Annotated in this window: 26 protein-coding genes; 13 read left to right on the plus strand and 13 right to left on the minus strand. The window is 36.7% G+C overall.

Annotated elements, in window-relative coordinates:
* The first annotated feature begins 25 nt into the window (after positions 1-25).
* The 5 genes from BLW74_RS00605 (at position 26) to BLW74_RS00625 (ending at position 3,846) form a co-directional block, all read left to right on the plus strand.
* The gene (locus BLW74_RS00605) at positions 26-931 is read left to right on the plus strand and encodes a transcription antitermination protein NusB (protein ID WP_034693040.1); all 906 of its coding nucleotides are present in this window, start codon (positions 26-28) and stop codon (positions 929-931) included.
* A 1-nt stretch (position 932) separates the two neighbouring features.
* Entirely contained in the window at positions 933-1,439 is a 507-nt protein-coding gene (locus tag BLW74_RS00610) for a DUF1573 domain-containing protein (RefSeq protein WP_089689550.1), read from the plus strand.
* 10 nt (positions 1,440-1,449) lie between these two features.
* A complete protein-coding gene (gene yajC, locus BLW74_RS00615) occupies positions 1,450-1,800 on the plus strand; it encodes a preprotein translocase subunit YajC (RefSeq protein WP_089689551.1) in 351 nt (116 codons plus the stop codon).
* 147 nt (positions 1,801-1,947) lie between these two features.
* On the plus strand, positions 1,948-2,682 hold the full coding sequence (locus BLW74_RS00620) for an SDR family NAD(P)-dependent oxidoreductase (protein ID WP_089689552.1): 735 nt from the start codon (positions 1,948-1,950) through the stop codon (positions 2,680-2,682).
* Positions 2,683-3,000: 318 nt separating this feature from the next.
* Positions 3,001-3,846 carry a mechanosensitive ion channel family protein gene (locus BLW74_RS00625; protein WP_089689553.1) on the plus strand — a complete coding sequence of 282 codons (846 nt, stop codon included), beginning with the start codon at positions 3,001-3,003 and terminating at the stop codon, positions 3,844-3,846.
* A 260-nt stretch (positions 3,847-4,106) separates the two neighbouring features.
* Here BLW74_RS00625 and ligD read toward each other — a convergent pair whose 3' ends face one another.
* From ligD to ku, 3 genes are all read right to left on the minus strand, one after another.
* Positions 4,107-5,978 (minus strand): DNA ligase D, encoded by a 1,872-nt coding sequence (ligD, locus tag BLW74_RS00635; protein WP_089689555.1) that lies wholly within the window; start codon positions 5,976-5,978, stop codon positions 4,107-4,109.
* 74 nt (positions 5,979-6,052) lie between these two features.
* A complete protein-coding gene (locus tag BLW74_RS00640) occupies positions 6,053-6,655 on the minus strand; it encodes a DNA polymerase ligase N-terminal domain-containing protein (protein WP_089689556.1) in 603 nt (200 codons plus the stop codon).
* Entirely contained in the window at positions 6,655-7,440 is a 786-nt protein-coding gene (gene ku, locus BLW74_RS00645; protein WP_089689557.1) for a non-homologous end joining protein Ku, read from the minus strand. Before ku ends, BLW74_RS00640 begins: the two co-directional genes overlap by 1 nt.
* A gap of 146 nt (positions 7,441-7,586) precedes the next feature.
* On the opposite strand from ku, the gene BLW74_RS00650 reads away from it, so the two are divergent.
* Positions 7,587-8,156, plus strand: coding sequence for a Crp/Fnr family transcriptional regulator (locus BLW74_RS00650; protein WP_089689558.1), 570 nt, complete (start codon positions 7,587-7,589; stop codon positions 8,154-8,156).
* Between the two features lie 175 nt (positions 8,157-8,331).
* Positions 8,332-9,606, plus strand: coding sequence for an adenylosuccinate synthase (locus tag BLW74_RS00655; protein ID WP_089689559.1), 1,275 nt, complete (start codon positions 8,332-8,334; stop codon positions 9,604-9,606).
* A 59-nt stretch (positions 9,607-9,665) separates the two neighbouring features.
* Here BLW74_RS00655 and BLW74_RS00660 read toward each other — a convergent pair whose 3' ends face one another.
* The 4 genes from BLW74_RS00660 to BLW74_RS00675 form a co-directional block, all read right to left on the minus strand.
* A complete protein-coding gene (locus BLW74_RS00660) occupies positions 9,666-10,997 on the minus strand; it encodes a M12 family metallopeptidase (protein ID WP_089689560.1) in 1,332 nt (443 codons plus the stop codon).
* Between the two features lie 404 nt (positions 10,998-11,401).
* Positions 11,402-12,133 carry a carbon-nitrogen hydrolase family protein gene (locus BLW74_RS00665; protein WP_089689561.1) on the minus strand — a complete coding sequence of 244 codons (732 nt, stop codon included), beginning with the start codon at positions 12,131-12,133 and terminating at the stop codon, positions 11,402-11,404.
* Positions 12,134-12,175: 42 nt separating this feature from the next.
* Complete coding sequence (gene aspS, locus BLW74_RS00670; protein WP_089689562.1) at positions 12,176-13,930, minus strand: aspartate--tRNA ligase; 1,755 nt, start codon at positions 13,928-13,930, stop codon at positions 12,176-12,178.
* A gap of 137 nt (positions 13,931-14,067) precedes the next feature.
* Positions 14,068-14,430, minus strand: coding sequence for an ankyrin repeat domain-containing protein (locus tag BLW74_RS00675; protein WP_089689563.1), 363 nt, complete (start codon positions 14,428-14,430; stop codon positions 14,068-14,070).
* A 112-nt stretch (positions 14,431-14,542) separates the two neighbouring features.
* Here BLW74_RS00675 and BLW74_RS00680 point away from each other — a divergent pair, with 112 nt between their 5' ends.
* Positions 14,543-15,937: an MATE family efflux transporter gene (locus BLW74_RS00680; RefSeq protein WP_089689564.1), complete on the plus strand. Its 1,395-nt coding sequence runs from the start codon at positions 14,543-14,545 to the stop codon at positions 15,935-15,937.
* Positions 15,938-16,175: 238 nt separating this feature from the next.
* Positions 16,176-16,295 carry a 30S ribosomal protein THX gene (locus tag BLW74_RS00685; protein ID WP_089689565.1) on the plus strand — a complete coding sequence of 40 codons (120 nt, stop codon included), beginning with the start codon at positions 16,176-16,178 and terminating at the stop codon, positions 16,293-16,295.
* 57 nt (positions 16,296-16,352) lie between these two features.
* On the opposite strand, the gene BLW74_RS00690 is transcribed toward BLW74_RS00685, so the two are convergent.
* The 3 genes from BLW74_RS00690 to BLW74_RS00700 all read right to left on the minus strand — a co-directional run bounded on the left by BLW74_RS00690 (position 16,353) and on the right by BLW74_RS00700 (position 18,859).
* Complete coding sequence (locus tag BLW74_RS00690) at positions 16,353-17,009, minus strand: DUF937 domain-containing protein (RefSeq protein ID WP_089689566.1); 657 nt, start codon at positions 17,007-17,009, stop codon at positions 16,353-16,355.
* Positions 17,010-17,088: 79 nt separating this feature from the next.
* Positions 17,089-18,348, minus strand: coding sequence for a protein O-mannosyl-transferase family (locus BLW74_RS00695; protein ID WP_089689567.1), 1,260 nt, complete (start codon positions 18,346-18,348; stop codon positions 17,089-17,091).
* 1 nt (position 18,349) lies between these two features.
* Positions 18,350-18,859, minus strand: coding sequence for a DUF2480 family protein (locus tag BLW74_RS00700; protein WP_089689568.1), 510 nt, complete (start codon positions 18,857-18,859; stop codon positions 18,350-18,352).
* 78 nt (positions 18,860-18,937) lie between these two features.
* On the opposite strand from BLW74_RS00700, the gene lpxB reads away from it, so the two are divergent.
* Together lpxB and BLW74_RS00710 are read left to right on the plus strand one after the other, a co-directional pair.
* A complete protein-coding gene (gene lpxB / locus BLW74_RS00705; protein WP_089689569.1) occupies positions 18,938-20,041 on the plus strand; it encodes a lipid-A-disaccharide synthase in 1,104 nt (367 codons plus the stop codon).
* 41 nt (positions 20,042-20,082) lie between these two features.
* Complete coding sequence (locus BLW74_RS00710; protein ID WP_089689570.1) at positions 20,083-21,171, plus strand: glycoside hydrolase family 99 protein; 1,089 nt, start codon at positions 20,083-20,085, stop codon at positions 21,169-21,171.
* A 23-nt stretch (positions 21,172-21,194) separates the two neighbouring features.
* Here the strand turns inward: BLW74_RS00710 and BLW74_RS00715 are convergent, their stop codons facing one another.
* From BLW74_RS00715 to BLW74_RS00725, 3 genes are all read right to left on the minus strand, one after another.
* Complete coding sequence (locus tag BLW74_RS00715; protein WP_089689571.1) at positions 21,195-21,506, minus strand: hypothetical protein; 312 nt, start codon at positions 21,504-21,506, stop codon at positions 21,195-21,197.
* A gap of 314 nt (positions 21,507-21,820) precedes the next feature.
* Positions 21,821-22,393: a DUF6705 family protein gene (locus BLW74_RS00720; RefSeq protein WP_089689572.1), complete on the minus strand. Its 573-nt coding sequence runs from the start codon at positions 22,391-22,393 to the stop codon at positions 21,821-21,823.
* Between the two features lie 25 nt (positions 22,394-22,418).
* Positions 22,419-23,741 carry a hypothetical protein gene (locus BLW74_RS00725; RefSeq protein ID WP_089689573.1) on the minus strand — a complete coding sequence of 441 codons (1,323 nt, stop codon included), beginning with the start codon at positions 23,739-23,741 and terminating at the stop codon, positions 22,419-22,421.
* A 128-nt stretch (positions 23,742-23,869) separates the two neighbouring features.
* Here BLW74_RS00725 and BLW74_RS00730 point away from each other — a divergent pair, with 128 nt between their 5' ends.
* Positions 23,870-24,247, plus strand: a complete 378-nt coding sequence (locus tag BLW74_RS00730) for a helix-turn-helix domain-containing protein (protein ID WP_089689574.1) — start codon at positions 23,870-23,872, stop codon at positions 24,245-24,247.
* 194 nt (positions 24,248-24,441) lie between these two features.
* Positions 24,442-26,214, plus strand: coding sequence for a ComEC/Rec2 family competence protein (locus tag BLW74_RS00735; protein ID WP_228424718.1), 1,773 nt, complete (start codon positions 24,442-24,444; stop codon positions 26,212-26,214).
* The last annotated feature ends 59 nt before the right edge of the window (positions 26,215-26,273 follow it).

Here is a 26,273-nt window from a genome sequence, read left to right on the forward strand (position 1 = left end):
TTGCACCCATAAAAAAGCTCTTTGAATGTTAGGAAGACGACAAATCCGTGAAAAAGTAGTACAGACCGTGTATTCATACTACCAGAATCCTGTAAAATTTGATGTTTTAGAGAAAAACATGTTTGCCGGGATAGAGAAAATCTATTATCTGTACATCTATCAGCTCAACTTTTTAGTGGGTCTGAAAGATTTGGCAGAGAACCAGATCGAAATTGGTAAGAATAAATTTCTTAAAACTGATGCTGATATCAATCCTAATCAAAAATTCATCAATAACCAGGTATTGCTTAAACTGGAAGAGAATCCTGAAAGACTGTTCTTTACAGGCCAGCACAAGCAATTGAAATGGGATATGCATGATGATTTATTGGTGAAGACTTTCCAGAGAATTACGGCTGGAAAACGTTATCAGGATTTCATGAAAGAAGAAGGATACTCTTTTGAAGAAGATCAGAAATTTATCGGGAAATTATTCTTACGATATATTGCTGAAAATGAAGATTTTCATGATTATTTGGGTGATAAAGAACTTTCATGGTATGATGATATCCATATCGCCAACTCCATGGTTCAAAAAACCATCGGCTTCCTGAGAGAAGATGAAGAAAGCAGAACTTTGATCAAAATGATTAAAGATGAAGAAGATAAAACATTCGCTGCAAAATTGTTGAGAGATACCCTGAACAACTGGGAAAACAATGAAAAGAAACTGGAAGAAAGGCTGGAAAACTGGGATCTGGAAAGGGTTTCTTTAATGGATAAAGTAATTTTGTCTACAGCAATTGCAGAACTTGATAACTTTGCTTTCACCCCTTCAAGAGTGATCATTAACGAATATATTGAAATTGCAAAAGTATTTGCTACAGACCGTTCCAATATCTTCATCAATGGTATTTTAGATAAATATTGTAAAGATCAAAATAGAATATAAAATGAAAAAGACGTTATCAATTATCGCCTTGTCTATTATAGGCTTTGGGTTAGTTTCATGCAAAAAAGAGAACAAAGAAACTCAAAGTACTGAAACAGCAGCTACTGATTCAGCATCTGTTGTAGCTCCTTTAACCACTGATTCTGTTGCAGCCCCTGCAGCAGGTGAGGCAGCGGCCCCTGTTTCTAATGAACCATCTACTTCTGTAGCTTTATCTGAAAACAGCTTCGATTTTGGAAAAATCAAAAAAGGAGATAAAGTAGAGCACGTATACGAAATCACGAACACGGGTAAAAATCCATTAATTATTTCTGAAGTAAAGCCTGGATGCGGATGCACAGCTCCGGATTTTACAAAAGAGCCTATCATGCCTGGTAAAAAAGGAAAAGTTACGTTGCACTTTGATTCTTCAAGCTTTGACGGAAACGTTCAGAAGTATGCAGATGTTTTTGCCAATGTGGAAAAAGCTCCCATCAGATTAACGTTCACCGCGAACATTCAACCATAATATTTAAAATATGTTGACACTATTTTTACAGGCAGCAGGGGGATCTTCTCCTATGATGCTGATCATGATGGGTGTAATGTTTGTTGGGTTTTATTTCCTGATGATCAGACCTCAGATGAAAAAACAGAAGCAGGAAAAAAACTTTCAGGAAAACCTTAAAGTAGGAACAAGAGTGGTTCTTACATCAGGTCTTCACGGAAGAATTGCTCAGATTCAGGATGACGGTTTTGTTATCGAAACATTATCCGGAAAACTAAAGTTCGAAAAAGCAGCGGTTTCCAGAGAAATGACGGAAGCCCGTTTTGGAGATAAAGCAAAATCTACTGATAAAACAGAAACAGCAACTGAAGAAAAGAAATAATTCAGTCTGAAAAATATTGAGTTGCGGCGGGTGAACGAAGTTCACCCGCCGCAACTTTTTATATACAATAAGTTCAGAAGTTTTTTGTGTCCATTTGTGAAAACAATTAGTGAGATTAGTGTTTAATAAAAAAATTATCTTTGCCCCATGAATCAAAACACAAACAAAACAGTTCTTATTCTGGGCGCCAATTCAGATGTTGCCAAGCAATGTATAAAACAATATATTGAAAAAGGGTTTACAGTAATAGCGGCTTCCAGAAATACCGTAGCTCTGGATCATTTCATTCATTCTAATAATCTAGACCGTTCCAAAGTCTCTGTTTTGTTTTTTGATGCCGCAGATTTTGATTCCCATCAGAAATTCTATGCCGATCTTTCCGTAAAACCTCATATTGTAGTTTATGCTGCAGGTTTTTTAGTAGATAATCAAAGAGCTTTGACTGATTTCAAAGGGGCAAAACAAATGATGGAGGTCAATTATATGGGAGGCGTTTCTATTCTGAGCATTATAGCTATGGATAAAAGCAATAAGAATCTGGAAAGAATTATCGGTCTTTCTTCTTTGTCCGGAGTAAGAGGAAGGAAAAGTAATTTTGTATATGGAAGTACAAAGGCTGCGTTTATTCAGTTTCTTGCCGGATTGAGACAGGAATTGGCTTCCCGTGAGGTCATTGTGAATGCTTTGGTCATAGGGTATATCCGAACCAAAATCAATGAAGGGCTGAAATTGAATGAATCTTTAATTATGGAACCTGAATATGTAGCGAAATTCGTTGTAAATGCAGGTAATTCCTTTACTATTGTTCCGAATTACAAATGGAAGATCATTTATTTTATTCTGAAAATGCTTCCGGAAAGTCTGGCTGCCAAATTACCTTAACCAGATAAGTACACCATTATTCAATAAAAGTTTACACAATATTAATTTCCGAATCATACACTTCGGTATCGTTTTTGTAATTCAATCACCGAAAAATTATTTCTTCCTGTAAGATTCAATTTCTGAATGATTATTGAGTAAGCTGAAACCATCTGTTCTGCCGGCAATCTATTTTAGTCTATAATATGATTCACTTTCACTGGTTTAGTGTAAGCTGAATTTCTTTTTGAAGCAGATTATACTTTTGTTCAATTTCATTTTAATCTTGCAGGAGATATCAATGCATCATTGATATTAACATAAAAAATACACAAGAAAATGAACGATTTAGAACTGAACAAGATTCAACAACACTGGGACACCCTGATTTCTTCAGCCGTTTCATGGGCCCCGCGAATTTTCACAGCCATTATTTCCGCATTGTTAATTTACCTGATCGGATCATGGATGATCAGAGTGATCAAAAAGCTGGTGGAGAAAGCATTTAAAAAGCGTAATATGGAGGCTTCACTCCAGCATTTTCTTTTAAATATGATCAACTGGGGACTTAATATTCTCTTGTTTATTGTTGTGGTAACACAATTGGGAGTACAGACTTCTGCATTTGTCGCCATGATTGGTGCCGCAGGTTTGGCGGTAGGTCTGGCTTTACAGGGATCCCTTACCAATTTTGCGGGTGGAATATTAATTTTATTATTAAAGCCGTTTAAAATAGGAGATTTTATTTCTACCAATTCAGGCGTTTCAGGAACCGTAGATGCTATAGATATTTTCCATACAAAGCTGATCACACCACAAAACCAGCTGATTGTTATTCCTAACGGAGTGGTTTCAAACAATAGTATTACCAATTATACCCAGTTAGGAACAAGAAGAACAGCATTGGATATCGGGGTTGCCTACGATGCCGATCTTAGGCAGACGAAAGATATTTTGATGGCTGTTATTAAAAATAACCAATACGCGCTTGCCGTACCTGCCCCACAGGTAGTGGTTACAGAGCTGGGTGAAAGCGCCGTGAATCTATCGGTTAGAGTTAGTACCTCTACCGAAAATTTCTGGACCATGAATGAAGAACTAATCATCGGTTGTAAAGAAGCTCTCGATAAAGCGGGAATAGGAATTCCTTTTCCGCAACGGGATATTCATGTTTATAATCAATAATTATATTTAATTTTAAGGAGCTCCTGCATTGCAAAATGTGGGAGTTTTGTTGTACAAAGCTTTTTCTTTGTCAGAATACTGCTGCAGAAAGTCTGACAGAATTTTATAAAAATTCCAATACCAGAAATAAGAGGGCATAAGCAATAGCTTTTTTAAGCGCAACAAGGTGTTTCTTCCAGGTGTACTGAAGAAAAATTTTTGATTCTGATATTCTATATTTTCTTTAAAACAGAGAAGTAAAAGCGTAGTGGACAAAAAAACTAATCCATATTCTGCAGCAGCTCCAAAGTTTTCATCATGTCAATTCCTTTACCCAGAACCGGTTTGAACAGATCACCTTTTTCTTTGATTCTTTCTAAAGCATTATGAATCGTAAAATCAGTAGGTTTCAGGCCTGGTTTTAATTCATCCCATTCCAAAGGCATGGACACTGAAGCACCCTGTTTGGGCCTCAGGCTGTAGGCACTTGCTAAAGTTTGTCCTGTTCTGTTCTGGAGATAATCCAGATAGATTTTCTTGTTGTCTCTTTTTTGAAGGCTTCTTTCTAAAGTGGTGATCTCAGGCAGTTTTTCATTCACCTGCTTCATCAGAATATGGGCAAAATCTTTTACCTGGTCAAAATCATACTGGGCTCCCATAGGAATGTAAATATGAATTCCTGTACTTCCGGAAGTCTTGCAATATCCTTTTATTTTTATAGCTTTTAAAACTTCATTTACCTGAAGTGCGGTTTCAATTACATGATCAAATGTATTTTTTGAAGAAGGATCAAGGTCTAAAACCAGATAATCAGGATGCTCCAGATCCGGTAAAGAACTGTTCCAGGGATTAAGATCAATACATCCTAAATTATTAAGATAGGCTAAAGTTGCTTTATCATTACAATAAATATAATCAATATTTTTGTCATTGGATTCCGAATATACCTCCGTCGTTTTAATCCAGTTAGGAATGTGGTCTCCGGCATCTTTCTGATAAAAGCTCTGCTCTTCAATTCCATTCGGAAAACGATTGAGAGAAAGCGGACGGTTTTTGAGGTAAGGCAGAATATATCTTGCAACAGATTGATAATAGTCGATCACATCTCCCTTCGTAACTTCATCTTTTGGAAAATAGATTTTATCCAGATTGGTGAGTTTTACAAGATGCTTGTCTAAAGTAACCTCCTTTTCTTTCTCATTAACTTCAGTTTTTTTTGATGATGTTTTCGGTTTCATTTCTTTAGGTTTTTCGGTGAAGGAGGATCCCCTGAGTTCTTCCGGACTTTTGTCTTCTCTGATGGTTATAAAAACAGGATGTCTGAAGATACCGTCCTTGGTAATTTCAGAATATTTAATTTCACATACCAATTCGGGCCTTACCCATGTTACCGGCATATTGGTTTTGGGAATCTTTTCGAAAGGAGATGATCGTACAACTAATTTTTGAAGCCGCTGATATACTTCTTTTAAAGTTGATGTATTAAATCCGGTACCCGTATGGCCGCAGTAGATAAGATTTTCATCCTGGTATTTTCCTAAAATCAGTGCGCCAAAGCTTTCCCTTGACCCTCTGGGTTCTGTAAAACCACAAATAATGACTTCCTCGGTATTGGAAAATTTAATTTTAAGCCAGTCACTGCTTCTGCTGTTTTCAATATACAAGCTGTCTGCACGTTTTGCAATCATCCCTTCCAGCTTCATTTTTTTCATCTGTTCAAAAAATTCAATACCCTTTTCCGGAATATGATCGCAATATTTAATGCAGTCGGTTTCGGTTAAAGCTTCCTTTAAAAGTTCTTTGCGTTGAATGAGAGGAAGTTCTTCGGTAGAATGCCCATTCAGCCAGAGAAGATCAAAAACCTGATATACAAGAGCCGCTTCAGGATGATCCATAATTTGCTGTAAAAGCTGAAAATCAGGTTTACCCTGTTCATTATAGGCTACTACTTCTCCGTCTAAGATCATATGATGTTGCTGCTGATCAAAATCCTGAGCAATCTTATCAAATTTAGATAAAAATGAAATTCCGTTGCGGGAGTAGAAGAGTGGGGAATCTTTTCGCAGATCTGCAATTGCCCTGTAACCGTCCCATTTTATTTCAAAAAGCCAGTCTTTATCATCGAAGGCCTCCTCGGAAAGCTTAGCCAGCATGGGTTTTATAAAGGATTTTAGTTTCCTTTCATTTGTTAAAGAATTAAAATTCCTGAATGGTTTAACAGCGGTTGCTACTTCTTTTTTTCCTTTGTTTTTAGGCTTTTTTTTTCCTCCAGAAATTTTGTGACAAGCGATTTTGCAGAGGTGTTTTCTTCAGCATCGTAAGGACTTTCTGCAAATTCATCTTTATGCTTGATGAGCAGCCACGCATTGTCTTCACTATTTTTCATTTTAACCAAAGCAAACTCACCTTTCAGTTTTTTACCGTGTAAAATAAATTTCAAAGAACCTGCATGCAATTCTTTCAGAAGCTGTTTTTCGTCAGAAAGTTTAGTGTTTTCTTCCAACGGTTCATAAGTTCCGCTGTCCCATACTTCCACCTGTCCGGCACCATAGTTTCCTTCGGGGATATTACCTTCAAAGTCTTTATAGTCATAGGGATGATCTTCCACCATCATTGCAAGACGTTTGTCTTTAGGATCTAATGACGGTCCTTTCGGAACGGCCCAGCTCTTCAGTACACCCTCCATTTCAAGCCGGAAATCATAATGAAGTCTGCTTGCAGCGTGCCTTTGAATCACAAAAATGAGCTGATTTTTGCTTTTTTTTGTTTTCCCCTTGGGCTCGCTGGTTTCATCGAACTTTCGTTTCTGCTGATAATCTTTTAAAGCCATTATGATGCGGATTTGGATTTAGAACTATTGAGACTGGCCTTTAACTGGGCCATGAGGTCAATCACTTTACCTTCTTTTGCAGGCTGAGCTTTTTGAGCTTTAACATTTTTACCTTTTGCTTTCTGTTTGATGATTTTCATCAGTTCATCAGAGTAGGTATCCTTATACATTTCGGGATCAAATTCCTGGGAAAGCTGTTCTATGAGGCTGACAGCCATTTTGAGCTCGGCCGGTTTCGGAGCTTTTCGGGCAGGAATTTTAAGATCTTTATAATCTCTGATTTCCTGATCAAATCTCAGCCGGTTCAGCACCAGTATCTCATCATTATACGGGCGGATCATTCCGATGGCTTCACTATCACGAAGTACAAAGGTTCCAATGCCCACCATTGCTGTCTTTTCAAGGGCTTTCAGTAAAAGCCTGTAAGCGTTTTCCCCGTTTTTCTGAGGTTCAAGGTAATAAGGAGTTTCAAAATACACGCTGTCTACTTCTGTTTCTTTTACAAACTGATCAATAGAGAGTATTTTTGTTTTTTCAGGACTTGCCGCTTCGTAATCTTCATCATCCAGGACGATATATCGGTCGTCCATCAGATAACCTTTGACGATATTTTCCCATTTTACTTCTTTTCCCGTATTTTCATTTACTCTTTTAAACTTGATGTTTGAAAAATCAGATTTATCAAGCATGTCAAGATCCAGTTTTGTGGTTTCTGTTGCCGAGTAAATTTTTACGGGAATGTTTACTAAACCGAATCCAATGGCGCCGTTCCAAATTGCTTTCATTGTCTTACGTTTTTAAAAATCAAGCAATTAATATGCCGCAGGAGGCTTGTGTGGTATCTTTAACCAGGTTTGTTGCCAAATGACAATTGTTTTTAGCATAGACTTTTATATCTTTATATTTCCGCAGTCTGTGGTTATCAAAGAATATGGAAGAGCTTTTTACTTATATCAAAAAATTCGGAACACTGAATCCTCAGGATGAACTTCTGATTGCTGAAGGTATTCAGGAAATCACTGTAAAGAAGGGAGATCCTTTTGTAGAGGCGGGAAAGGTGAGTCAGAGAATTGCATTTGTGAAAAAGGGGGTTTTCCGGTCTTTGTATTATAACAGGCAGGGAGATGATTTTACGCGGTATTTCATTTATGAAGGCAGATTTATCGGAGATTTTCAGGGATTTACTGATCAGCTGCCCGCACACGAAGATATTGAAGCTATTACAGATGCTGTACTGCTGGTAATAGATCTTAAGCATTTTAAAATCCTTGAGGAAAAAATTTCGGTCTGGCCGGTTTTATTTGCCCGGATTCATGCTTTTGTGGTTGAGAACAAACTGAAGGTGGCCAGTATTATGCTGAATCAGGATGCGAAATCCCGTTATATTCATTTTTTAAATCATTATCCTGGACTTGCCAACAGGGTTCCGCAGTCTATGCTGGCGTCTTATCTTGGGGTTACGCCTTCTTCTTTAAGCAGAATCAGAAGAAATATTGTATAGAATTATATTCCTGCGTCTGCATGGCGAACTTCAGGCATCCAGCATCTGACTTCCTGCATCCGGTATATATCTCCAACCTCTAAATCTAATTTCTCATACAGCTCTTTTTGCCAAATGACAATGGTCTTTCTTATTGACTGTCATAGCTTTGCTCCATAAAATTTAAAGTACGAATATGGATATTGTATTAGGATTACAATGGGGTGATGAAGGTAAAGGGAAGTTTATTGATCTTATCAGTGAAAATTACGACATTACAGCCCGTTTTAACGGCGGATCCAATGCTGGGCACAGCATAGAGAGGAACGGACGCAGAATTACGCTTAAAATGATTCCTTCGGGTATCTTTATGAATGGGGTACAGAATGTGATTGGTACAGGAACTGTTCTGGATCCTGTAAGTTTTCAGAAAGAAATTTTAAATCTCAGGACTTTTGACGAAACGGTTCAGCCCGAAAACAATATAATCATTTCGCTTAAAGCTCACTTTGTACTTCCTACTCACAGGCTTTTGGATATTTTTATGGAGGAAAGTTCTGATTATACTACCATCGGAACTACCAAAAATGGAATTGCACAGGCTTATTCCAATAAAATTTTGAGACAGAATGTAAGAATTGGAGATATGTTCGCTCCGGATTTTAAAAGCAGGGTACAGCATATTTTGGCAAGGGATTATAAAATGCTCAAGGAAGGCGGTGCTGAGCTGCCGTCTCTGGAAGAAATCAGTAATGAATTCTTTGAGGCTGTAAATTTTCTCAAGACATTTAAATGTACCGAAACGGAAATCTATCTGAATAATGCTCTGGTTGAAGGAAAAACGATTTTAGCGGAAGGATCTCAGGCAGCTATGCTGGATATTGACCACGGAACCTACCCTTATGTGACGTCTTCATCTACTACCGCTTCAGGTGCCAGCAGTGGGCTGGGTGTATCACCGAAAAAGATCGGTGAAATATTTGGAATTGCTAAAGCATATTGTACAAGAGTAGGAAACGGCGTTTTTCCAACGGAACTTTCTGATGAGGTAGGGGAGGAAATCAGAATAAAAGGGAATGAGTTTGGTTCCAATACCGGACGTCCAAGAAGAACTGGCTGGCTGGATTTACCTGCTTTAAAATATGCTGTATTGATCAACGGTGTAACACAGCTGGTACTCACTAAGGCAGATGTGTTAAGCGGCTTGAAATCGGTAGCAGTATGTACTCATTATGAACTGGAAAATGGAGAGAAGGTATCTGTTTCAGGTTTGCTTCCTGAAAACGGAAAGCCAATATTGAAGTGGATGAACGGCTGGGATGCTGATTTTTCTGGCATGAAAAGCCCTTCTGAGCTGCCAAAAGAAGTGAAAGAATTTCTGTCATTCTTAGAAGCAGAATTAAAGATACCGGTGGGCTATCTTTCAACCGGACCGGGAAGAAATGAAATGTTGAAGCTAATTGGTGAATAGGTACAAAATAGAAAGAGATTAGGAAGTTTATTTCCTAACCTCTTTTTGTATAAAAAAGCTTAATTAACTTTTGTAAGGATAAATCGCTGTTTTGTAGAAGGCTGAACCGTTTGATCCGTAGTGCCAATTACAATAGGAGTCAGATTGGTTGTAGAGCCGTTTTTCACCTCAAGTCTCAATGCCGGTGCATTCTTGGGAGCAAATCCAAAACCATTATTTCCCAGATTGAATAATAACCATTTCTGAGCATCCGTATTGGAATTAGTCCTTAATTCAACCGCTGTTCCATTCACAGTTCCGCTGCCTTTAACGGTTAATACCTTTGCAGGATCCAATACAGATTTGATAATATAATAACCATGATCAGATTTACTGAATGTAAACTTCTGGTTATTCCCTGTAGAAGCTGAATACAGAATTATGCTGGTGCCATCTGTAGTGGAGCTTCCTGAAACATCTATATTTTTATCATTCGCTAAAGCTGTTTTCATCGTATAAGTTCCGTTGATTGCTGAAGTAGCATTAACAGGACCATACAAATGATTGATTCCGGCATAATCACCAGCAGACAGGCCTGTTCGCTGCTTGGTAAATGTGGATCCGTCCAGCTTAGTCATTACAGGCTGGCTCGGGTCTATAGCAAAATCTGTAGACTGGTACATCATCACTGATCCGAAATCAAACGCGCCATGTCCTGCGTAATCATTGTAAAGATTAAAGTTATGACGGCTTCCTTCCACGGCCTTGTTAACGTCTACAATAATGTACTGATCTCTATCCGGGCGGCACTGCTCGTGCATGATTCCCATAGAGTGCATCACTTCATGAGCAATAATTGCCGGATAAGTGATATTGTAAATTTTAATTCCGTTTACTCTGTTTTTTTGCCATCCAAGAGGAGAACTGTTACTTGTTGTGTAAGTAAAGGTGATGTATTCTGTCTGATTGGTTCGTTCAACAAACTGAACACTGGTTTGAGAAGAAATCAGATCAAACGCTTTGTTGATGTTGGTAATGAAGGTATTGTAATTTTGAGTACTCATGCTTCCCTGGCTGGGTAGTGTATAGTAAACTGTTGCATCAGGCCATGTCTTAATAAAAGAGCTTACAATGGTGCTTTTCTGGGCTGTTGAGGCCTCAGGATCTGCCTTTGTCTTTAATATGTTGAACTGTTCAGGGCTGATCGTAATATCTTCTGCATAAAAATACTCCCCATTTATTTCATTAACGTAGGTGTATTTTCCGTCAATCAGTAATTTGTGAATTTTTGCATTGGTTAAATTCTGTGTTGTTGGCTCCATTGAATCTGTCTGTGCATTTTCAATATCCGACCTGCATGAGTTCAGGGCCAGAACAAGGCATCCTGATAATAACAATAGTTTGCTTTTCATATTATTTAATTTTGGTTTGGTGATCAGGTTGTAAATATGAACAGCTATCGTATTACCTTGCGCAAGATTACAAAATAAGTCAATGCTTACTTTTGATTAAATCATCATTATACTTCAGCTGTGTGTTGTAAATATATTAATAATCGGTTATACTTGAATATAACATAATATATTGATTGTTTTGTTGTGTTTTTGTTTAATTTCTGTATTAATTTCGTTAATTTATTTGTAATGTTTTATTTTTTACTATTAAATTTTAAATTACGTTATTTCACAGATATTTGAGATACAATATAAAAATGAAAATTATACAGGTTTAAAGTCTGTTTTGCTGAAAATTTGATAAGATTTTATTAAATTTAGAACAAGCAACAACGGAAATTTTTCTGCTTTTTATTTTACGCTTAATGTATGTAAACGATATCTGTCTGATTGTTTTCAGTATTTAAGATAAGAATCCCCTCATTTTCATGATTAAGTTGTCCTATAAGATTTCCATTGCAATCCCAGGCAGAAGATTTTCCGGCACATTCATAACCTCCGGATTCTCCTATGAAATTAGCCATTAAAACATGCATATTATATTTTTCGGCAATAGCAGATAACGTAAGCAGATCATGATCAATTCCGCCAATTGAATTAAGAACGCTTGCTGTATAAATATTGGAGCCGTGCTGGTAAGCTTCAAGAGAATGTATTGGATCTGAGAGATCGTAACATATGGCAAGTGAGATTTTATTCTGTGCTATTTCCAGCTGGCAAGAGGTATTGCCTTTCGAAAAGATATCAGTTTCAGTTGGAAACAAATGACGTTTTGAATAAATACTCCGTGCTTTATTGGGCTGGAATATAATATTGCTTATCAGTAAGCTGTTTCCGCTTTTTACAGGCATTCCGACAATAATGATAATATTATGATCATCTGCCGTTATTTGAAAATTGTCCAGAAGAGGGTCGTTGTAATCAATGGAAAGCTGCCGGGCTAATTCAGGCTCATAGCCGGTGATAGAAAGTTCAGGAAAAATAATAACCTCCACATTTTTTTGAATGGCTTCTGTGATTAATATTTCGTGTTTTTCAATATTGCTAAGAATTTTTCCTTTTAACGGTTTGGTTTGTGCTACTGCTATTTTCATTTTTTTTCATTAAAAAAGCGGGGCATATACCCCGCTTTACATTTATGCTTTTAAATTCAATTGTAATTCTAATTCGTCGAGCTGTGCATCAGCGATTGAAGCAGGTGCGTCAATCATTACATCCCGTCCTGAATTGTTTTTAGGGAAAGCGATATAATCTCTGATCACTTCGTTTCCGTCCAGAATCGCTACCAGACGGTCAAATCCGAATGCCAGTCCACCATGCGGCGGAGCACCATATTTGAATGCATTCATCAGGAATCCAAACTGCGCTTCCGCTTCTTCTTTGGTAAATCCTAGTAAATCGAACATTTTAGACTGAAGATCTTTGTCAAAAATTCTGATGGATCCTCCTCCAATTTCGTTTCCGTTCAGAACCATATCATACGCATTGGCTCTCGCTTTTCCAGGATCAGTTTCCAGTAAGTGGATATCTTCCGGTTTTGGGGAAGTGAAAGGGTGGTGCATGGCGTGGTATCTTTCCGTCTCTTCATCCCATTCCAACAGAGGGAAGTCAACTACCCAAAGCGGTGCAAATTCATTTCCTTTTCTTAATCCCAAACGGTTTCCAAGCTCCATTCTCAACGCGGAAAGCTGAGCTCTTACTTTATTTTCATTTCCGGAAAGAATCAACATTAAGTCTCCTTCTTTTGCTCCGAATTTTTCGATGATTTTTGTTAAATCTTCTTCACTGTAGAATTTGTTTACCGATGAGGTTTTCACTCCGTCATTCTGGAATTTGGCCCAAACCATCCCTGAAGCCCCGATCTGAGGACGTTTTACCCAATCAACAAGCTCGTCGATCTGTTTTCTTGTGTATTCTGCACATCCCTCTACATTGATTCCGACTACTAACTCAGCATCGTCAAATATCTTAAAGTCTTTCCCTTTTACCAGTTCATTCAGTTCTACGAACTCCATTCCGAAACGGATATCCGGCTTGTCATTTCCGTATTTTCTCATTGCATCTGCAAAAGTCATTCTTGGGAAAGCTCCGAATTCCTGACCTGTAATATCTTTTATAAGCGTTTTGGTCATTCCCTCGAAAACGTTCATTACGTCTTCCTGCTCTACGAAAGCCATCTCGCAGTCAATCTGTGTAAATTCCGGCTGTCTGTCGGCTCTTAAATCCTCATCACGGAAACATTTTACAATCTGGAAGTATTTATCCATTCCTCCTACCATCAAAAGCTGTTTGAAAGTTTGTGGAGACTGTGGCAATGCATAAAACTGTCCCGGATTCATTCTGCTTGGTACTACAAAGTCTCTTGCTCCTTCAGGAGTAGATTTGATTAAAACAGGAGTTTCCACTTCAATGAAACCTTCTTCAGATAAGTAATTTCTTACTTTCTGCGCCATTCTGTGACGGAAGATCAGTTTATCTTTTACCGGATTTCTTCTGATATCCAGGTAACGGTATTTCATCCTTAATTCTTCGCCGCCATCTGTTTCGTCCTCAATAGTGAAAGGAGGAAGCTGCGATTCGTTCAGAATAGTCAGTTTTTCCACCAGAATCTCAATTTCTCCGGTTGGAATATTAGGGTTTTTGCTTACTCTTTCAATAACTCTTCCGGTGGCCTGAATCACAAATTCACGGCCCAGTTTTTTTGCTTCTTCCATCAGTTGGGCAGAAGAGCGGTCCTGATCAAAAACCAGCTGGGTAATTCCGTAACGATCTCGAAGATCTACCCAAATCATAAATCCTTTATCACGGATAGTCTGTACCCATCCTGATAGTGTAACTTCTTCATTCAGATTTTTCAGAGATAGCTCTCCGTTGGTGTGTGATCGAAACATAATTATTTGTTTAAAGTTCAATGTTTAAGGCTCAATTCCGAACCTTGATTTTTTCGTTGGCAAAGATAAGATTTTTGCAGGTTTTATAAATAAAAAAAACTTCCTTTCGGAAGTTTCATATATTGATTTCAGATTTTTTAATCTCTGTTGCCGCCTTTTGCGATCAGAATTTTTTTCACTTCTTCGCTGCCTTTTGTTTCATCAGCTACTTCAAGAGGCGTTTTGTTCTGGCATTTTTTATTCACACTGGCCTTATTGTCCAAAAGGAAGTTGATAATCTTCTTTCTGTCAGACATTACACTAAAACCAAGGGGAGAGTAAAGAATATCTCCAACAAGGAAACACTTGTTGTAATCTCCCGGAGCAAACTGTTTTTTAAATGTGGCTATATCATCAGAATAAATAGCTTTCATCTTTTCCTGACTCATCTTCTGAGCAGATACCATACCGCCAGACAGTAATATTCCAAATAGAAAAGTAGTAGAGATTATTTTTTTCATAAGGATAATTTTTAAGAATATACAAATCTAAATTAAATTTTATTACCAATTGCTAAGTTTTTCTAATAATTGGATTTGTATTTTTGGGATTATCTAAATTATTGATTACAAAATGACAAAATATATTGAGTTTTTGAAAAAAGCATTCAGTGGTGAAGAAACTGATCTTACCAAAGTGAATATCAGAAGTGCCGTACTGCTTTTAGCAATTCCGATGATGCTGGAAATGGCAATGGAATCCGTATTTGCCCTTGTTGATCTCTATTTCGTTGGTCACTTGAAAGAAAGTGGTTTTGCTATTCAGACAGTAGGACTTACCGAATCTGTACTTTCTGTAATGTATTCTATTGCGATTGGTATGAGTATGGCCGCCACAGCCCTGGTGGCAAGAAGAATTGGTGAGAAAAATCCTGAACAGGCTTCCAGAAGTGCTGCGCAGGTATTGCTTGTTTCTTTTGCCATTACTTTTGTTTTAAGCTTATTGGGAGTGATCTTTGCTGAAGAAATTCTGATTTTAATGGGTTCAAAGCCTGAAGCAGCGGCCTACGGAAAGAATTTTACCAGAATTATGATGGGAAGCAGCACGATTATTATGCTTTTATTCTTAATCAATGGTATTTTCAGAGGAGCAGGAAACGCAATGATTGCCATGAAAAGCTTGTGGATCGCGAATATTGCCAATATTATTCTCTGCCCGATTCTGATAAAAGGATTAGGACCTGTTCCTGCTTTGGGACTGACCGGTGCTGCCTTGGCAACAACAATAGGACGAAGTATAGGGGTTATTTACCAGTTGTATCATCTTTTAGTAGCAGATACACAGATCCGTATAAGGATTTCTTATTTTAAACCGAACTATGCGTTAATTACATCCATCATAAAAATAGCCACTCCAGGGATTTTTCAGTTTGTCATCGCTTCATGCAGCTGGATTTTCCTTGCGGAGCTTGTCGCTACTACGGGAGGTGAAAATGCATCTGCAGGTTATCAGACCGCTTTAAGACTGATGATGTTCTTTATGCTTCCTGCATGGGGACTGAGTAATGCGGCATCCACGCTGGTAGGCCAGAACATGGGAGCCAATGAAATGCTGAGAGCAGAACAGTCTGTGATGAAAACGGTAAAATATAATGTCATCTTTATGCTCGTTGTAAGTCTTATCTTTCTTTTTATGGGAAATTTCTTGGTAGGGTTTTTCACTCAGGAAACTGCTATTAAAGATTTTGCTAAAAATGCACTTCAGATCATGAGTACCGGCTTTATTTTCTATGGAATAGGAATGGTGATGATTAATGCCTTCAATGGAGCAGGAGACACCTGGACGCCAACGTGGGTTAATCTTTTTGGGTTCTGGCTGTTTCAGATTCCTCTCGCATATTTTTTATCCAGATATCTTGAGATGGGTCCCAAAGGAGTTTTTATTTCAATCCCCGCTGCTGAAACTTTGATTACCATTGTTGCCTTTATCTTATTTAAAAAAGGAAAATGGAAGACGATAAAAGTGTAGAAGGGATGGGCGGTGGAAGCTTGAAGAGGGAAGTTATGCAGATCAGAAATATCTAAAATAATCATTATAAACAGTGTTGCTAAACTGATGACAGATCATTTAAAATAGTAACCTGCTGGTAACTTCCTGCATCTGGCGTCCATCCTCCATCTTTAATTTATAAAATTTTAACAGCGTTATCAATTGGATTTTAGGCTTACATTTTTTAATTTCGTAATGACAACAAATACATAATACTATGGGAAAAGGAGACAAAAAATCAAGAAGAGGAAAAATTAATTCCGGAAGTTATGGAAAAAGAAGACCTAGAAAAGCATCAAAATCTTTTGCCGCTTCTGAAGAAAAATCTAAAAAGTAATCCAAATAAAAAGACCGGAGATCAGATCACCGGTCTTTTTTATGAAAATAAAATTAATTATTTACCGCCAAGAATATTTCCAAGGATGCTTCCTAAACCGCCGCCGCCTTGCTGTTGGTTTCCATTGCCGCCCAGCACACTTCCTAATATATCATTCAATGGGTTTCCTGATGATTGAGACTGTCCGCCGCCTAAAACACTTCCAAGAATATCATTCAAAGGATTAGACTGCTGAGCTTGTGCCTGGCTTGAAGCATTTCCAAGGATTCCTCCTAAGAGATCTCCTAAACCTCCTGCTCCAACATTGCTTTGCTGTTTCTGCTGCCCGATGTAACCCATTACTACAGGTGCCAGCATGGCAAGAATAGGACCTATTTTGTCTATTGAAATTCCTGTATTCTGAGATAACTGGTTTTCAACATTACTTTTCTGATCACCGAAAATATGCCCCAGGATAGATCCGCCTTCCGCCTGTCTTGATTCAATCTGAGAAGCATCATTTAAAATACTTCCATTATGGTCTTTATCTAAAGCGCTGTTTAAAGCTTCTGCTTCTTTGGCATCCTGAGATTTATTTCTAAGATAAGAAATAATAAGAGGAGTAGCTACTGCTAATAAAGCAATTACCTGGTTTTTGCTGATCCCGAATTTATTTTCAGCCTGTTCAGCAACCTGGTTGCCTGTATTCCCTGTAAGTAGGTCGATTAAACTCATTTTTGTGTTTATTAAGTATTAAGTAACCAAAGTTATCAAAAAATATGCCTCACAAAATGACAGGCCTTCATAATTATTGTTAAAGTTTTCTGATCTGTTCTTCTGTATAACCTTTACTCTTTAGAAGTTGTATATAGTCTACCGCACTGATAGTCATCCATTCGATAGGTTCGGGAGCCTGCTTTTTATCAATAGTAAATTCCAGAATTCCTACATTGTTATTCATCCATGGCAGGATGTAATAATCAAGTCCGCCTTTATACGCTTTGAATGCATGAAATTCTTTTCCTTTTTTTGTTAAAAATGCAGCTTTATACAGAAGGAGGTATCCTGCAGGAATCAATAAGCATACCCATGAAAACTTTCTCAGACGTGCATACTTTGCTGAAGAAAGGCCATACCCTATAGACAGCGCAAAAATGATATTGAAGGGTAAAAAGAAAACGTAATTGTCTGATACGGCATAGAAAGTTGCAAATCCGTACACGCATACGGCTCCTGAAGCAAAGACAAAAAACATTTTTCTATGGGTTTTGTACAGCAGCAGAATGCCTGCGATTCCGAAAAAGGTGAATATATTGAAATTATAGATCAGATAAGCAAAAGACTGGAAAAAATCCTTCACGTACTGAATGGTGCTTTTTTTCAGAGAATCTTCCACCCAAGTGCCCTGATCAGAGCTGTATGGAGATTTGAAAGGAAGCCCCTGGGAACTGTTGAGAATAAATAAGGAGCAGAATAACACGGCAAAAACCAATAGTGAAGCCGCTGCATATTTTTTTTCATTTCTGAAATAAAATAAGAAAACCAGTAAGGAGGGGATGAGCAGGATATTTTGAATATGAACCCACAAACTGATTCCTAAAAACAAACTGCTTAAGAGAATATAGATTCTTTTCTCTTCAGTAAAACTCTTAATGACCGAAAAGAAAAAAAGACTTATCCATAAGGAATTATAAGTGTAAACTTCCACTATCTCTGCATTTCTCCAAAAGGAAAAGCTGAAGCCGAAAACAAAAGCGGCTGCAAGAGATGCCCAATCTGTCTTTGAAATACTTCTTACAGTAAGATAAACAACAGAAACGGTAGCTGCGCCAGAAAACACTACCAAAAATCTGCTCGCTTCGATGCCATTCATATCAAAAAGGTTTTTAATAAAAATAACCGTATTGATATAGAGAAAGTGACTGGTTGCTGTAGCAGTGGTTTCCCATATCCCTGTTTCTGCACTCAGTACAAATCCTACACAGTCTGCAAAAGGAATTTTTGAAAAACTTCCGGCATAGTAGATACCAAGAAAAATAATGAACAAAAATAAGGCTGATAAATATTTGTTCATATTAGTTCTTTACGATAGGTACATTAGAACATGCTTCTCCGAACATCAGAGATTTTACAATGGGTTTTAACTGTTCTACGAGTTCTATATAGGCATTTTCCGGAATTTCTTTATCAGAGCAGCCTTTTACAAGAACTCTTTTTCCTCTCATTTCCTCAAAATCATGCGTCTGAATTGCATTGTGCATTAGAATAACTTCAAGATCCTCACGGCTTCCAAACACAATTTTTCTGGCCACATCAGTAAGTTTTGCCGTCAAAACAAAATAGGCCCACAGAGGAATAATAGTATCTACAGAATTGTAGATGTATATATATGAATCTCTATACTGTTCAATATCAATAGCTTCTACTTTTTCACGAAAATCTTTCTCTTTCAGGATCATTTCCTGGAAAAGAAAATCTTTCAGGTCAATTCCTTTTCTTTCTCCTTTTGGAAGTAAAGTGGCAAGGTCAAAATTGATAAGGCCGCTTTCGGCAACTTTATTCCGGATTTCAAATTCTTCTGACATTTTTTATCATTATCTTTGAACAAATTTACGAATTAAGATCATATCTATTTTAATTTGTTCTCTATCCTTACTATAGAAATGAAGTATTACATTATTGCAGGCGAAGCTTCAGGTGATTTGCACGGAAGTAACCTGATGAAATCTCTGAAACAAAAAGATCCGAATGCTGAATTTAGATTTTGGGGTGGTGATCTGATGAAAGCTCAGGGCGGAACACTGGTAAAACATTACAGAGATCTGGCTTTTATGGGATTTCTGGAAGTGGTAATGAACCTCAGAACGATTCTGAATAATATTAAATTCTGTAAAGAGGATATTCAGAAAAACAGACCCGATGTTTTAATTTTAGTTGATTATCCGGGTTTTAATTTAAGGATTGCAAGGTTTGCTAAAGAGCTTGGAATCAAAGTTGTTTATTATATTTCTCCGCAGCTTTGGGCCTGGAAAGAAGGACGGGTAGAGATCATCAAAAAATATGTGGATGAAATGATGGTCATCCTTCCTTTTGAAGAAGATTTTTACAGGAAACACGGAGTTCATTCTCATTTTGTAGGCCACCCTTTGCTGGATGCTATTTCGGATCTTCAGGAAATCAGTATTGAAAATTTCAAAGCTGGGAACGGTTTGAACGAAAAAGAAATCATTGCGCTGCTGCCGGGTTCCAGAGAACAGGAGGTGGAGAAGATGCTCGAAATAATGCTTTCTGTAAGACCGCATTTTAAAAATTATCAGTTCGTCATTGCCGGAGCACCGAGTCTCCCTAAAGAGTTCTATCAGAAATATGTGGATGATAATGTCCATTTTGTATCTAATAAAACCTATGATTTACTAAGATGTTCCAAAGCAGCTCTGGTGACCTCCGGAACAGCTACCCTGGAAACCGCTTTGCTGAACATTCCTGAAGTGGTTTGTTACCGCGGAAGCAAAATTTCTTATGCTATTGCTAAAAGATTAGTAAAAAATATCAATTACATTTCTTTGGTTAACCTGATCATGGATAGGGAAGTGGTAAAAGAGCTCATTCAAAATGATCTGAATACTAAAAACCTGGTAGAAGAACTCAATAAAATTGTATCAGGAGAAAAAAGAAACCAGGTTCTGAATGACTATGAACTTCTGAGAGAAAAGCTTGGCGGAAAAGGCGCCAGTGATCATGCTGCTGAGGTCATATTGAAAGTGTAATTTTTACCAGTGCTTTTGAGAATTTAATCCACTTTTTAACTATGAATTACTATACCCGTTTCCTTTTATTACTGACATTTACGTTGTTTTTCTCAAACTGTTCTTCACAACAGGGCAATCGGAGAGATAAAGTCCAGATATTCTATTATGGCTGGTACGCAAATCCTGCAACCGATGGGAGTTATCAGCATTGGAACCACGAAATTCTTCCCCACTGGAGCAATCCGAAATGGAATAATCTGGGGCATCACCAAGGAGGGGACGATATTGGAGCTAATTTTTATCCTGCATTGGGAAATTACAGTTCCAATGACCCGAAGATTATTGAAAAGCATATGAAAATGATCAAAGACGCAGGAGTAGGGGTAGTTGTCGTAAGCTGGCTGGGAAAAGATTCATTTACGGATAAAAGTCTGCTTAAATATCTGGATATTGCAGACCGTTTTAATCTGAAAATTGCATTCCACATCGAGCCGTTTTATACGAATACATCAGAATTAAAGGAACAGCTTTCTTATCTTATAAAAACCTATTCTCATCACCATGCTTTCTATAAAAAAGAGGGTAAGCCGTTGTTTTATGTATATGACAGTTATAAAATTTCTAAAGAGGAATGGTCAAAAATGCTGTCCCAAAATGGAGAAAAAACAGTCAGAAATACAGATTTGGATGCTTTTTATATCGGGCTTTGGGTTGAAAAAGATGATGTTAAATTTTTTGACTCGGCTGGCTTTGATGGCTTCTATACCTATTTTGCCAGCGAAGGCTTTGTGTACGGAAGCACCACTGCTAACTGGAATTTTATGGCCCAATACGCTAAAGATCATAACCTGATTTTTATTCCTTGTGTAGGACCAGGGTATTCCGATACAAGGATACGTCCATGGAACGAAGCTAATTTCAAAAGCAGAGAAAATGGAAAGTATTACGAAAAGATGTTTGATGCCGCCATGAAAGTAAATCCGGATTTCATCGGAATTACATCATTCAATGAATGGCATGAAGGAACACAGATAGAACCCGCTATCCCTAAAAAAGCAGGTGATTTTACCTATGAAGATTACGGGAAAGATTCTTTATTTTATATCAAAGAAACGAAGCGGTTGACGGATAAATTTCTGAAAAAATAAACCGCTGAAAAGCGGTTTATTTTTTATTGTTTTGTTAAATGTATAATTTTATTATCCGGAAGAGTAGTTTGAAAGTTACTACAATTCTGAGTTACAATATCATTGTCTGGATGAAAATTAACTCCCAATTGAGTTGGAGTTTCTGGCTTTATCCACATATAAAAAAATCCGTAATCAATACATCCCGATTTATCACCAGAGAAGTCCTTTAAATAAGCTTTTAAATCTTTCTGAAAATTAAAACCAGTAAACTTGGTTTCAGTATCAGGTTTAGTGAAATTATCATATTCTACCACACCATTAGCGTTTGTTATTTTTACCCTCCCAACAAGCATATCCTATTTTTGATTTTGTCCCACATTTTCTTTCTTGATAAAATTAAATTCATAATTTTTACCATCCCTGTTTCCTTTCCATGTTCCAGCATATTTATTCAGGGAATTATTAATATCTTTTACATAAGAGGTATTTGGGCATGTTTGAGCTGATAGAGAACATTGTGCCATTGTCTCAAGAGAGACGGTTTGCCCTTACAGTCTGTAAATACAGCAAGACATATAATACTTAAAATATTTTTCATCGACTTTTTATATTTTATTGCTATCAATTAAAATGTCAATTCAAAAAACCGGTGAAAAGCGGTTTATAATTATTGCTTAGTAAAAATTAAATCTTTTGTCTCTGGTAGGTAAATGTTTATGTCTGTTCCTGGGGGACACTTAGCATCATCTATGATAATATCATTGGGGCGATATTCCCAAATAATTTGATTGTCATTTAATTTTTTTAAAATAACTTTCCCCCAGCCAACATTACAATTAGTGCCACTGTACGAAAATATTATAGAATTTTGATAAGGTCTTGTTCCAATACTAAATAACTCTATTTTAGAAGTATTGTTTTTAGTATCCTGAAGTATTGTGCCAGAAGAGTTTTTAATAATATATTTAATTATTAATGCATCTCTGTAAAACTTTTGATCTCCATAATCAACTAATTTATTTTCAGCTTTTGTAACATATAAAATGATTTCATTTCCTTGAAATATTGCTTTATAAGTTCCTAAATATGGTGTTAGTTCATTATTTAGATCCTTTACATAAGCATTTGTTGGAATATTTTTTAAGTCAGTATTTAAGGGTAATTGCTGACCTTTGCAAGAAAAGAAATAGATGAAAAATGATAAGAAGAGTATCATTTTTTTTGTATTCGTTGTTTTCATGTTTTTACTTTATAATATTAAACTATTAACAGGATGTTGTAATTAATTGATTATTTGTATTTATTTCGATATTTTGTATTGTGTTATCAAGTTCTATCCTTTGTAAAATGATTTTTCCGCTTAACCCCATTTTTTTTAAAGTTTCAAAAAATAATATTTCCACTCCCAGATTATTGATTGTTCCGTCGGAATTAATATAAGTATTTCCATTCTTGCCAAAATCTGTTAAATTAGACTCAATCTCTATATATTTTTTTGTGAATTTATTTAACTCTTCTTGTGAAAAATTAGTTAACGCATCTTGATAAGTTCCGTTAAAATTCATTACATAATGCATACCATTAGGAGCTACTACTCCTAAATAAGCATTGCCTGGAGTATTAGTTGAGGTAGGTTGGGCTCTTGCAAAACCTAATAACTGATCAATATCTGCAGGTGAAAACATAGGTATTCCTGTAGGGGTGTGGTTATGATATCCTCCGGCATATCCTGTTTTATCTCCGAAGTTAACACTATGTTTCCCTCCTGTTATCGTTGGTGAAGGTGTTCCATCCAGCATAAATTTGACTCCCTTTTCACCTCCAAGAGTTGACTGTTGTTTTAACTCATTTATTTTTAACTGTGAAGTAGGTTGCAAAAGTCTATTCTGTGTTCTTATACATGGAGTGTTATCATGAGCGTCAGGATATTGGTATCCACCTCCGCCACCTCCGCCGCTTCCGCCGTCACCGCCGCTTCCGCCACCACATTGTGAATCTGGTGACATATCCATACACTCCAAATAAGGTCCTGCTGGTGAGCAATGCATTTCTACAAAATGATCAACCTGCAAAACGGCTCCGGTTACAGTATCTGTCCAGGTAACTGTTTTATAGATGGTGACACAGCTGTTCTTACTTTGAGCGGTTCCTGAGTTTTCTTTAAATGTTCCGGAAAGATTTTCCCTGTTTTTAAAAACCAATAGATCAAAAAACTTTTTGGACTTTTCATTAGGATCGATTTTGAAAAAGACTTTATCTTCTTCTCTTTTTACTACAAGAGTAAAATTTACCTTCCCGTCTTTTATCACAGGAACTTCAAGGAAGCTTTCTTCACCTGCTGTTGTAGCATAATTCCAGGCGACTTCACCATGCCTGGCTTTAACATAATTGGGATCTGAATAGGTCTCAAATATTTTCTTTACATTTTTAATGTATTTTTCGTCCTCTTTCCAAAGAGTTTTTGAGGTGTATTCCTTTGATAGAATAGAGGCCTCAGAAACAGATGAGGTTTCATCATGAATACAGGAGGAAAAGGAAGACGTTATGATTGCCAGCACCAGCAACCAATGGGTTGTTTTTTTCATCATACGATTTCTGTTTTTTAGATGTTGAATATACAAATTTTATCACATCGGTGTGATTTTATGCAAAAATATATTTTTCCGCCATCCTACATCATAAGAATTTTTATATTTTTGATAAAAATTCTTTTAAAATGAGCATAGGTACAAGAGTAAAACAATACAGGGAAGCCAGAAACTGGTCTCAGGAAGATCTGGCGGTGCGCTTAGATACTACACAGACTACCATTTCCAATATAGAGTCTGATAAAAATATTCCCAACTCTTTACTGCTGAACAAAATAGCAAAAGAATTAGAGGTTGATATTAATGAGCTGCTTAATGATAGTGCTAATAATATCATGACAAATAATGAATTTAGTGATCATGCTGTTGCCGCTGTTAATCAATATAATCCTGTTTTCAATATGCAGTCTCCGGAATTATTAGAGAGCATTCTGAAAAACCAGGAACAGATTGCTAAGCTTATGGAAATACAGAGTAAGCTGATAGAAAACCTCCTCAAAAAATAAAGCATAAAGAACAACTATAATAAAGTCTGAAATTAAAACTTCAGACTTTCGTTTTTTATATCAATGGGTTTTACATAGTAAAAAATCAGGTTCTCTATTAATCCTTTTTTTTGTATTTTGAATTGATATTTGGTTGTTAAAGAGGAGGGGATTTAAGGAGTAATTATCTATTTTTCCCGAATAATTAATTGAAATTGCAAAAGCAGCCTCTTTTTATTCTGGTACTACTTTTTATTCTTGGAATTCTTTTTCAGGATAAGGTTGTATTGTCAGGTACTGCGCTTTACTCACCGATTGTACTGTGCTTAGTTTTACTCACTGCCATCTGCTTTCATTCGTATTTTCTGCATAAAGTCAAAGTTATTTTGCTTGTCCTTTTATTTTTTGGAACAGGAATTATTCTCCACTATTATAATACTTCTGCAGCGAACGGGGATCATATTTCAGATAAAAAAGAAACCGTTATTTTTAAAATTTCGCAGAAATTAAATTCTACCGCAAAATATAAAAAATATGAAGGAATTGTACAGGCAGGAAAAACCACTTTTAATTCTGTTTTGTATGTTCCTGCAGCTTTCAAAGAGCTGGATTTTATTCATTATTACAAAGCAGAAGCTTTTGTGGCAAAACCAAAGGCTCCTCAATATGATTTTCAGTTTAACTATGTTCAGTATCTGAAGAGAAAAGGCATTAGTTATCAGATTTATATTTCAAAGGAAATAGTAGCTGAAGAACGAAACGATGTGAAGCTGGCAGATCAGTTACGACAGTATAGACTTACAGTTCTTCAGAAAATTGATCAGATAAAAATTTCAGGAAAAACAAAAGAATTTCTAAAAGGAATCATCCTGGCAGACAGAACAGAGCTTGATGCGGGTACGGTTCAGGATTTCAATAAGTCCGGGCTGGTTCATTTTCTGGCGATTTCAGGAACGCATATAGTGGTTATTTTTGGAATGTTTTACTTTTTTCTGATTCGTTTTACTCCTATAAAATGGAGAAAATATGCAGTGATTGTAAGTTTAGTATTTATCTGGCTGTTTGCTGCTTTTATCGGGTTTGGAAACTCTGTTCTGCGGTCATGTATCATGTTGAGTGTCTATTTTATTTTTGTGCTGCTTCAGCGGAAACCGGATCTGCTTCATTCATTGGCTTTGTCGGCTTTTTTTATTTTGATTGGAGATACCCAGCAGATTTTTGATGTAGGATTTCAGCTTAGTTTTTTGGCAGTTTTGGGGATCTATTGGCTGAATCAGCCTTTACTGAAATATTTCCCAAAACAGGATCATTATCTTAAAAAACTACTTTTCAGTACCATTACCCTATCTGTATCGGCTCAGCTGGCTACACTTCCGCTGGTGCTGTATTATTTTCATCAGTTTTCTTTCATTTCTATCATTGCCAATTTTGTTATTGTTCCTTTTTCCGAGATAATTATCGTATTCTCATTTATTATGACAGGCTTTATTGCATCCGGAATTGATTTTGAGCTTATGAATAAAGGGTATGATTTTGTTATTCAGATTCTGTTAAAAATAATTCATTGGTTTGCGGAGGCAGACTTTTTATTCTTTGAGAACATTCCCATGAACGGATGGGAAGTGCTTTCTATTTCTGCGGCTGTCTATTTATTAAGACCTGTTATTTTAAAATTTGATTTTAAAAGTTCGATGAGGTTAACGATGGCTTTAGTGGTATTTTTGATGATAAGAACAGGAAGTAATGTCTTTGAAAATCAGAAAGAAGAAATATTGGTTTACACCTATGGTAAGAGCCGTGTTTTTTCTGTGAAAACGGGAAGCAGAGCAGGCTTTTGGGTTTCGGATGGCAGGAATGAAGCGAAAATTATAAAGTATATAATCAATCCCTATTGTGCGGCAAGAAGAGTAGATCATTTTGAAATAAAATCTTTCTCTTCCTTTACTAAAAAAGTCGTTTTCAGAGGCCGGATTTATAATCTCAAGTAATGCTGTATAATTTATATGTTTTCGTGTATTTATAATGTATAAAATTCTTATTTAGAAAC

The organism is Chryseobacterium culicis, assembly GCF_900108365.1.
In the GTDB taxonomy this organism is placed as follows: Bacteria; Bacteroidota; Bacteroidia; order Flavobacteriales; family Weeksellaceae; genus Chryseobacterium; species Chryseobacterium culicis.

Bases quoted from the DNA above. Each gene is read 5' to 3' on its own strand.
- BLW74_RS00695 (WP_089689567.1), bottom strand. From the start codon at position 18,348: ATGAACAAATATTTATCAGCCTTATTTTTGTTCATTATTTTTCTTGGT.
- BLW74_RS00605 (WP_034693040.1), top strand. From the start codon at position 26: ATGTTAGGAAGACGACAAATCCGTGAAAAAGTAGTACAGACCGTGTAT.
- ligD (WP_089689555.1), bottom strand. From the start codon at position 5,978: ATGCTGGCTAAGCTTTCCGAGGAGGCCTTCGATGATAAAGACTGGCTT.
- BLW74_RS00660 (WP_089689560.1), bottom strand. From the start codon at position 10,997: ATGAAAAGCAAACTATTGTTATTATCAGGATGCCTTGTTCTGGCCCTG.
- BLW74_RS00690 (WP_089689566.1), bottom strand. From the start codon at position 17,009: ATGAGTTTAATCGACCTACTTACAGGGAATACAGGCAACCAGGTTGCT.
- yajC (WP_089689551.1), top strand. From the start codon at position 1,450: ATGTTGACACTATTTTTACAGGCAGCAGGGGGATCTTCTCCTATGATG.
- BLW74_RS00680 (WP_089689564.1), top strand. From the start codon at position 14,543: ATGACAAAATATATTGAGTTTTTGAAAAAAGCATTCAGTGGTGAAGAA.
- BLW74_RS00720 (WP_089689572.1), bottom strand. From the start codon at position 22,393: ATGAAAACAACGAATACAAAAAAAATGATACTCTTCTTATCATTTTTC.
- BLW74_RS00725 (WP_089689573.1), bottom strand. From the start codon at position 23,741: ATGATGAAAAAAACAACCCATTGGTTGCTGGTGCTGGCAATCATAACG.
- BLW74_RS00620 (WP_089689552.1), top strand. From the start codon at position 1,948: ATGAATCAAAACACAAACAAAACAGTTCTTATTCTGGGCGCCAATTCA.
- BLW74_RS00700 (WP_089689568.1), bottom strand. From the start codon at position 18,859: ATGTCAGAAGAATTTGAAATCCGGAATAAAGTTGCCGAAAGCGGCCTT.
- BLW74_RS00650 (WP_089689558.1), top strand. From the start codon at position 7,587: ATGGAAGAGCTTTTTACTTATATCAAAAAATTCGGAACACTGAATCCT.
- BLW74_RS00675 (WP_089689563.1), bottom strand. From the start codon at position 14,430: ATGAAAAAAATAATCTCTACTACTTTTCTATTTGGAATATTACTGTCT.
- BLW74_RS00710 (WP_089689570.1), top strand. From the start codon at position 20,083: ATGAATTACTATACCCGTTTCCTTTTATTACTGACATTTACGTTGTTT.
- BLW74_RS00655 (WP_089689559.1), top strand. From the start codon at position 8,332: ATGGATATTGTATTAGGATTACAATGGGGTGATGAAGGTAAAGGGAAG.
- lpxB (WP_089689569.1), top strand. From the start codon at position 18,938: ATGAAGTATTACATTATTGCAGGCGAAGCTTCAGGTGATTTGCACGGA.
- aspS (WP_089689562.1), bottom strand. From the start codon at position 13,930: ATGTTTCGATCACACACCAACGGAGAGCTATCTCTGAAAAATCTGAAT.
- BLW74_RS00730 (WP_089689574.1), top strand. From the start codon at position 23,870: ATGAGCATAGGTACAAGAGTAAAACAATACAGGGAAGCCAGAAACTGG.
- BLW74_RS00665 (WP_089689561.1), bottom strand. From the start codon at position 12,133: ATGAAAATAGCAGTAGCACAAACCAAACCGTTAAAAGGAAAAATTCTT.
- BLW74_RS00640 (WP_089689556.1), bottom strand. From the start codon at position 6,655: ATGGCTTTAAAAGATTATCAGCAGAAACGAAAGTTCGATGAAACCAGC.
- BLW74_RS00715 (WP_089689571.1), bottom strand. From the start codon at position 21,506: ATGCTTGTTGGGAGGGTAAAAATAACAAACGCTAATGGTGTGGTAGAA.
- BLW74_RS00625 (WP_089689553.1), top strand. From the start codon at position 3,001: ATGAACGATTTAGAACTGAACAAGATTCAACAACACTGGGACACCCTG.
- BLW74_RS00610 (WP_089689550.1), top strand. From the start codon at position 933: ATGAAAAAGACGTTATCAATTATCGCCTTGTCTATTATAGGCTTTGGG.
- ku (WP_089689557.1), bottom strand. From the start codon at position 7,440: ATGAAAGCAATTTGGAACGGCGCCATTGGATTCGGTTTAGTAAACATT.
- BLW74_RS00685 (WP_089689565.1), top strand. From the start codon at position 16,176: ATGGGAAAAGGAGACAAAAAATCAAGAAGAGGAAAAATTAATTCCGGA.